The sequence below is a fragment of the Corallococcus praedator genome, from assembly GCF_003612125.1.
GTDB lineage: Bacteria > Myxococcota > Myxococcia > Myxococcales > Myxococcaceae > Corallococcus > Corallococcus praedator.
The window spans coordinates 1-7,412 of sequence record NZ_RAWI01000431.1 but is presented as its reverse complement, the minus strand read 5'-3'; the positions used below and the strand labels follow the sequence as shown (position 1 = coordinate 7,412).

Annotated in this window: 5 protein-coding genes and 1 pseudogene; 1 reads left to right on the top strand and 5 read right to left on the bottom strand. The window is 69.3% G+C overall.

Features of this window, described 5'->3' with window-relative positions; all coding sequences use genetic code 11:
* Nucleotides 1–1,473, bottom strand: a 1,473-nt coding sequence (locus D7Y13_RS35135) for a GNVR domain-containing protein (RefSeq protein WP_120630928.1), incomplete at its 3' end; no start/stop codon positions are given.
* The gene (locus D7Y13_RS35130; RefSeq protein ID WP_120537683.1) at nt 1,470–2,591 is read right to left on the bottom strand and encodes a polysaccharide export protein; all 1,122 of its coding nucleotides are present in this window, start codon (nt 2,589–2,591) and stop codon (nt 1,470–1,472) included. The genes D7Y13_RS35135 and D7Y13_RS35130, both read right to left, overlap by 4 nt.
* A gap of 381 nt (nt 2,592–2,972) precedes the next feature.
* On the opposite strand from D7Y13_RS35130, the gene D7Y13_RS35125 reads away from it, so the two are divergent.
* Nucleotides 2,973–3,842 (top strand): hypothetical protein, encoded by an 870-nt coding sequence (locus tag D7Y13_RS35125; protein WP_120537682.1) that lies wholly within the window; start codon nt 2,973–2,975, stop codon nt 3,840–3,842.
* A gap of 17 nt (nt 3,843–3,859) precedes the next feature.
* Here the strand turns inward: D7Y13_RS35125 and D7Y13_RS35120 are convergent, their stop codons facing one another.
* The 3 genes and pseudogenes from D7Y13_RS35120 to D7Y13_RS35110 all read right to left on the bottom strand — a co-directional run.
* Nucleotides 3,860–5,032 (bottom strand): zinc-dependent alcohol dehydrogenase, encoded by a 1,173-nt coding sequence (locus D7Y13_RS35120; protein ID WP_120537681.1) that lies wholly within the window; start codon nt 5,030–5,032, stop codon nt 3,860–3,862.
* A 120-nt stretch (nt 5,033–5,152) separates the two neighbouring features.
* The gene (locus D7Y13_RS35115; RefSeq protein WP_120585853.1) at nt 5,153–6,565 is read right to left on the bottom strand and encodes a serine hydrolase domain-containing protein; all 1,413 of its coding nucleotides are present in this window, start codon (nt 6,563–6,565) and stop codon (nt 5,153–5,155) included.
* An 80-nt stretch (nt 6,566–6,645) separates the two neighbouring features.
* Nucleotides 6,646–7,412: pseudogene (locus tag D7Y13_RS35110) on the bottom strand (hypothetical protein); the annotation flags it as partial.

Below are 7,412 nucleotides of genomic sequence, written 5' to 3'. Positions count from 1 at the left end.
GTCGGACTCCGGGCCGAGGGGAAGGCTTGCGTAGACGGGCACCTTGAGCGCGGCCTCCAGGGCGGTGGGGTTGGACACGCCCTGTCGGAGCGCCTGGCGCGTGAAGGCGGACGCGACGCCGAGCACCAGCCCCAGCACGAGGCTGACCGCGAACACGTCCGGCTTCGTGGGGCGCACCGGGGTGCGCGTCACCACGGGCGCGTCGATGATGCGCGCGTTGGTGATGGTGCTCGACTTGAGCACCCGGTACTCCTGGGCCTTGTTGTGGAGCTGGAGGAACAGCTCGTTGGCGACCTTCACGTCGCGCGTGAGCTGGGCGGACACCAGCTCCGCGTTCGGCATGCCCTTGAGCTGGGTGTCGAGCATGGCCCGCTCCGCCCGCAGGCGCGCCAGCTTGTTCTGGGTGGCCACGAACAGGGGGTGGTGCTCGGTGAAGCGCTGCCGCAGCTCCGAGCGCTCGAGGGACAGCTGGGAGAGGGCCTTCTCCAGGTCCGCGCTCCGGGCCACGATGGCCTGGGCCTCCAGCCCCAGGTCCACGCCGCCCTTGCCCATGCGGTAGTCGCGCAGGGCCGTCTCCGCGCGCTCCAGGCCCTGGCGCAGGCCGGGCAGCTGGCTGTCGAGGAACGTCAGTGTCCGGCCGGCCTCCTCGCTGCGGCGCTCGACGTTGGTGAGGACATACGCCTCCGTGAGGGCCTGGAGCGTCGCGGAGGCCAGCGCCGCGTCCGGCCCCTCCAGGGCCAGGGTGAGGACGCCGGTGCCGGGGCCCTTCTCGCCCACGCGCAGCGCGCGCTGGAGCTCCTCCACCACCGCGAGCCGCGAGCGCCGCATCAGCTGGAACCGCGTCCCCGGCCGGGCGTGCAGCCCGGTGACGAGCAGCTCCACCTCGGGCGCGGAGTCCGGGGGCGTGGTGGCGGCGGTGCCCGCCTCGCCGTGGAGCAGCACGGCGCCATCGGGGCCCCGCAGCGCGTACCCGCCGGCCGCCTCCGCGACGAGCGTGAGCGGAACATCCTCCAGCTCCGGCGGCACGTTCAGCCGCTCCACCTGGAGGCGCTCCCCACCCCAGGCGTAGGTGTCCGGGCCCCACCAGGGGACGGGCGCCAGGTCCGGTCCCTCATGGGCGCGGGCGAGCGCGGCGCCCAGCACGGGGAAGTAGCGGGGTTCGGCGGACACGCCCAGCCGCAGGGTATCCGCCACCCGGCCCAGCAGGACCCGCGAGTTGAGGACCTCTATCTCCGTGGCCGCGACGCTGGGCGCATCCGAGAGCAGCTCATCCAGCTGGCCCAGGCTGCTGCCCTCCTGTTCGATCCGGAGCACGGCGTTCGCGCGATACACCGGCGTCGCCGTGAGCAGATACAGCCCGCCCACCACGAGGGTCAGCGCGACGGTCGCGGCAATGGAGTTGCGACGCTCCAGCAGGATGGCCAGGTAGCCACCCAATCCCAGCTCGTCTTCGTTGTCGGGGGTGTGCGTCATGGGTTTTCGATGATGATGGTTCTGTCTCCGATATCCACTGCCTGCCAGAGCAGCTGAACTGTTGGCTGGATCTGCTGGATGATGCGGTTCCACTGCGTCAAGTCGTGCGCGGAGACGAAGACGACGTCGTGCGGTTGTAATTGGAACTGCGCCGCGAGCAGCAGCGCGTCCGGTGAGCTTGCGTCAAGCTTGTAGATGGAGGGCCGGTTGAAGTTGCCCCGGATGACGTAGATGCGCCCCGGATTGGAGGTCAGCGGATCAAAGCCCTCGCTGTCGCCAATCGCTTCCGCCAGTGTCATCCGCCCCTTCACCATCAGGCGCGAGGAGGGTTTGCGGACCTCGCCCAGCACGAAGACCTTGTTGCGGTTGCGGTCCGCGACGTTGATGATGTCGCCGTCCGTGAGCAGCCAGTTCTGGCTCACGTCCCCCTGTTCGTAGAGGGCCTGCAGGTCCAGGTTGAAGGTGGTGCCCGCCCGGCTGAGCGTGACGGTGCGCAGGTCCGCCTCCGGCCCGAAGCCCCGCGCCTGGCTGATGGCGTCCTGCACGCGCAAGGGCACGTCGGTGATGGGAAGGCTGCCGGGCGCCACCACCTCTCCCGTCACCTGGACCTTCTGCCCCCGGAAACCCGCCACGCGCACGTCCAGCTGGGGCCGTTCGATGACGCTGGCCAGCTTCTGCGTGAGCAGCTCGCGGATGGCCCGCAGCGTCTTGCCCGCGACCGGGATGACGCCCACATGGGGGTAGAACATCGTCCCGTCCGCCGCCACCGGATGGCCCGTGGCTTCGGCGGAGCGGAACTCGCCCGCGGGGATGGTGAGCTCCGGGTGGTCCCAGACGATGACGCTCAGCACGTCATGGGCGCTGACCTTGTAGTCATAGTCCACGGCCACCTGCGCCAGTGGATCCACCAGGGGCGTGGGCCGCGCCTGCCGGCGGGACTCCAGCTGCCGGCCCAACAGGGACGCGTCGATGGTGACGATCTCGAAGGCATCGCTGGCCCCCGCGTCTGCCTTTCCGGCGTACCGCTCCCGGAAGGCATCCTCGTCCATGTGCATCCCCGGGCCCCAGGCGCATGCATTTGCGCACAAGGCCAGGCCGATAAGAAGGATTTGCCTCATTGGCCGGAATTCTTCGGGTCTGCCGCCGCATGCGTAAACCCATCCACCGGTCCGTGTGTCCGGAAGACGTTACGGCCCTGGCATGAGTCGACAGATGCCCTGCCCTGGGGGGCGGGGGCGGGCCGGTCCGCTGGAATCACGACATCAGCGGTGTACTCGAGGGGGCGTGACGAAAGCAGGGCGGGAGCCCATACCCTTGCGCTGTCTTGAGGGCTTGAGCGGCCGGCTCGCGCTTCCGAGGAAACGACATACGACCCATGCCCCAGTGAAGAGCCATTCTTGTGCTCGCTGTCCTGGGGCCACGGCGCCACGGACCACTTCACCACATATCGCGCGCCCCGGTCCTGACGGCGGAGCGCGGGCTTTCATGAAAGGACTGCCATGGTGCTCTCGATTCCACAGCTCCGCGACGCCCAGGACGCTTACTTCTCATGTCTCACGGAGCGGGAACTGGCTGAACGGCGGCGCGAAGAAGGTGTTCGCGTCATTTCCCACCGCGGCCACTACTGGGTGCAGCCGGGCGCGCCCGGCTTCTTCCAGCCGGTGCACCTGCTGGCCCGGCTGACGCCCGAGGAGGCCACGTCGCCCACGCCGCTCTCCTGGGGCTTCCGGGCGGCCCTGACGCCGGAGACCGCGAACTCCGCCACCGGCACGGTGCCGGTGGTGCGCATCAAGGACCTGGACAACTACGACGCCAATCACCTGTCCTCGAACCGGCGCAACAAGCTGCGCAAGGCTCAGAAGACGGTGCGCATCGTCCAGCTCACCGGGCCCTCCGTCCTGCTGGAGCAGGGCTATGAGGTCGTCCGGGATGCCCTGACGCGCACCCAGCACAAGAAGATCCCCACGCCGGAGGCCTACCTCAAGGACGTGAGGAAGTACTTCATCTCCGACCACTGGTGCGTGCTCGCCGGATTGATTGACGGCAAGCTGGGCGGCTACCTGGATGGCTACGTGGTGGACGGCGTCGCGTATGGCTTCAGCGCCTACTACGCCACCTGGGCGCTGCCGACGAACATCTCCACCGGGCTGAGCTACGAATTCGCGCAGGTCTGCCGGCGGCTCAAGTCCGTCCACACGCTGGTGGGCGGCCTCCATGCCCCCGAGGCCTCCCAACTGGGACAGTTCAAGGACGACCTGGGCTTCGTCGTGGACAACATCCCCATCCAGTGGGGGATGAACCCGCTGGCCCAGGCCTTCATCCGCTGGCGCCGTCCCCACGCCTACTACCGGCTGACGGGCCGGGAGTAGGCGCGCGGAAGAAAGGCCTACGGCGAGAGGACGACCTTGATGCAGCCGTCCTCCTTGTCGCGGAACTTCTTGTAGAGCGCGGGCGCCTCGGAGAGCTTCGCGCGGTGGGTGATGAGCCGGGTCGGGTCGATGGCGCCCGCCTGGATCTTCTCCAGCAGGGGCCGCGTGTAGCGGTGCGTGTGCGTCTGCCCGGACTTCATGGTCAGGCCCTTGTTGACGAAGGTCCCCATGGGGACCTTGTCCAGGAAGCCCACGTAGACGCCGGGGACGGACACCGTGCCGCCCTTGCGGCAGCAGTGGATGGCCTGGCGCAGCGCGTGCGGCCGGTCCGTGGCGAGCTTCACCGCGGCCTTCGCCTTGTCGAGCACCGCATCGAAGCTGCCGGTGCCATGGGCCTCGGCGCCCACCGCGTCGATGCAGCGGTCCGGCCCCCGGCCCTTCGTCAGCTCGTTGAGCGTGTCGAAGACGTCCTGCTTCAGGAAGTCGATGGTCTCCGCCTTGCCCCAGGATTTCGCGAGCGCGAGCCGCTCCGGCACGTGGTCGATGGCGATGACCCGGCCCGCGCCGAACATCCAGGCGCTCTGGATGGCGAACTGGCCCACGGGGCCGCAGCCCCACACCGCCACGGTGTCGCCCTTCTCCATCTCACAGTGCTCCGCCGCCATGTAGCCGGTGGGGAAGATGTCCGTGAGGAAGAGCACCTGCTCCTCGGTGAGGCCGTCCGGAATCTTGAGCGGGCCCACGTCCGCGTACGGCACGCGCACGTACTCGGCCTGGCCTCCGGAGTAGCCGCCCAGCATGTGCGAATAGCCGAAGAGGCCGGAGGGCGAATAGCCCATCACCTTCGCGGCGACCTCCGCGTTGCGGTTGGAGCGGTCGCACAGGGAGAACAGCGTCTTCTTGCAGAAGAAGCACTCGCCGCACGCGAGGTTGAACGGGACGATGACCCGGTCGCCCTTCTTGAGCTTCGTGACGCCGGCGCCGGTCTCCACCACCTCGCCCATGAACTCGTGGCCGAGCACGTCCCCGCTCTTCATGGTCGGCATGTAGCCGTCCAGCAGGTGCAGGTCCGAACCGCAGATGGCGGTGCGGGTCACCTTGATGATGGCGTCGCCGGGGGCTTCGATCTTCGGATCGGGGACCGTCTCGTAGCGGACGTCACCGTGACCATGCCAACAGATGGCTTTCATGGGGCGGTTTGCTCCTTGGAAGGAAGAGGCTTTCCAGGAAGCTGGGCCCTCCCCTCCTCGCGAGCAGCATCTGCTCCGGACCGCCGCCTACCTGTCTGCTTCCCAGGCTGGATGGCGCGCTCAGGGGTCGTTCGGTCTCAGGCCGAAGGCCGTCACCCGGTCGTCGGGGGTGAGCGCCACGAAGTAGCGGAAGGTCCGCGGCCCGAACGTCACGAGGTACGTGTAGAGGCGGTCGTCGCCCCGGGTGAGCCGCTGCGCCAGGACCAGGGACCCCGCCGGCCCCAGCGCCTCCAGGGCCTGCTGGTGGTGCTTCGCGAGTTCCTCGAAGGACTTCGGCGGCAGGGACGCGAAGTCGCCGGGGGAGAGCGTCCCGCTCCGGGCCTGCTCCAGCAGGAGCCTGAGCCGCGCGGTGACCTGGGGCTCGCGGTCCTTGATGGGGGCGAGGGGTGGGATGGCGAGCGAGGGATGGATGAGCGTGGCGATGCCGTCCACCAGTCTCCCGGTCCCCGCGAAGTCCGAGTTGGCCAGCACGACGATGGAGAGCGAGTCCCCGAGGTAGCGCGCGAAGGTGCTCCGGAAGCCCTGCCACGCGCCCCCGTGCAGGTGGATGGGCTTGCCCCCGCGCTCCTCGAGCTGCCACCCGAAGCCATAGGGGTAGGTGGCCCCACTGGTGAGCTTCACGGGAGAGAGGATCTCCTTCCAGCTCTCCGGGGTGAGGAGGGCCTGCCGCTGCACGGCGGCATCCCAGGCCAGCATGTCCTTCACGGAGACATAGAGCGAGCCGTCCCCGGTGGTGTTGAGCGAAGGGGAGACCCACTCCTGGTTCTTCACCACGCCCTCGACCTGGCGGTAGCCGGCCGCGCGGTTCGGGATGACGTCCGCCTCGCTGATGCCGCGCGCGGTCTTCATTCCGGCGGGCTTGAAGACGTGCTCCGCGAGGACGTTCCCATAGAAGGTGCCCGCGACGCGGTTCACGAGGATGCCCAGCAGGACATAGCCGGTGTTGCTGTAGTTCCAGCGGGAGCCGGCGGGAAACTCGAGGGGCAGGGCGTACGCGAAGCGCGCGAGCTCCTCGTCCGTGTAGTCCTTGCGTGCGTCGAGCAGTCCCTCCAGGTCGGCGATGCCGGAGGTATGCGTCAGCAGGTGGCGCACCGTGATGGCGCTCCAGGCCGCGGGCGCGTCGGGGAAGAACTTCGTCACCTTGTCGGACAGCGACAGCCTTCCGGCCTCCACCTGGAGCATCACGGCCATCGTGGTGAACTGCTTGCCCACGGAGCCGGACTGGAAGAGCGTGTCGGCGGTGACCGGGACGCGGTGTTCCAGGTTGGCGAAGCCATAGCCCTTCGCCAGCAGGACCTTGCCATGGCTCACCACGCCCACGGCGATGCCGGGCACCTTCTGCCGGGCCATTTCGGCCTGCACGTAGGCGTCAATCCTTGCCCGGAGCGCGGGCTGCGCGGCGGCGGAAGGTCCGACGAACAGGCTGCACAGCAAGACCGCGACCAAGGCGAGCGGCTGCGAAGGAGTGCGCACGGGGACTCCGGATGCATGGGGTGTCATCGCGCATCAGGATAGCCGTGAGTCGGGGGATGCTTCAGGCCCTGCGCCTCGATTCACGGAGGCGTTTCGCCGGCCGTGGCCTTGTCGCCCAGGCGCTGCTTGAGGGCATCCCAGCCCTTGCTGCCCGCCTCCCGCGCGCGGTCCAGTGTCTCGCCCGCGCCCTGGGCCACCTGCTCCGGGGACAGCGTCGCGGTGCCCTGGCGCACCCGCTGCATCCAGGCGATGGGCGCGTAGAGCTGCTTCGCCTGTTCGGGGCCGAGCGCGACGGTGAGCACGTGCTCCAGGCCGCCAGCGCGCGCGAGCAGGGCCCGTCCCAGGAGGAGGCCCGCGCGGGCCTGCTGGAACACGGGCAGGCTGTCGCCGTGCTTGCGCAGGGCCTCCGCGCTGTCGTGCACGTCGCGCCGCTCCGTCTCCTCCAGGAAGGGACTGGCGGCGAGCTTGTCGAGCGAGGCCGCAGCCTCCGCGTAGCGTTCGCGCCGTGCGTGGATGAAGGCCCAGCCCCACCACGTGAGCTCGTTCTCCACGCCCAGCGTCTGGAGCGAGCGCAGCCCCTGTTCGATGTCGTCCTCGGCGGCGCGCTCGCGCTTGAGGGCCATGCGGTTCCACGCGCGCAGGAAGTGCCCGGCCGCGAGCACCAGCTCGCGCGACTGCGCGGGCGTGCTCCCCTGGATGGAACCGAAGTCCTCGGCGGGGAGGCGCTCGGCCTCGGAGAGGAAGGCGTTCAGCTCCTCCTCGGCGGCGTAGTGGTAGCCCGCCTGACAGAAGGCGAGCCCCCGGTTGGCCTGCACCGCCGCGCGCAGGGGAGGGGACCAGGTGGGGG

Coding starts and splice junctions, on each gene's coding strand:
- D7Y13_RS35125 (WP_120537682.1), top strand. CDS start 2,973: ATGGTGCTCTCGATTCCACAGCTCCGCGACGCCCAGGACGCTTACTTC.
- D7Y13_RS35120 (WP_120537681.1), bottom strand. CDS start 5,032: ATGAAAGCCATCTGTTGGCATGGTCACGGTGACGTCCGCTACGAGACG.
- D7Y13_RS35130 (WP_120537683.1), bottom strand. CDS start 2,591: ATGAGGCAAATCCTTCTTATCGGCCTGGCCTTGTGCGCAAATGCATGC.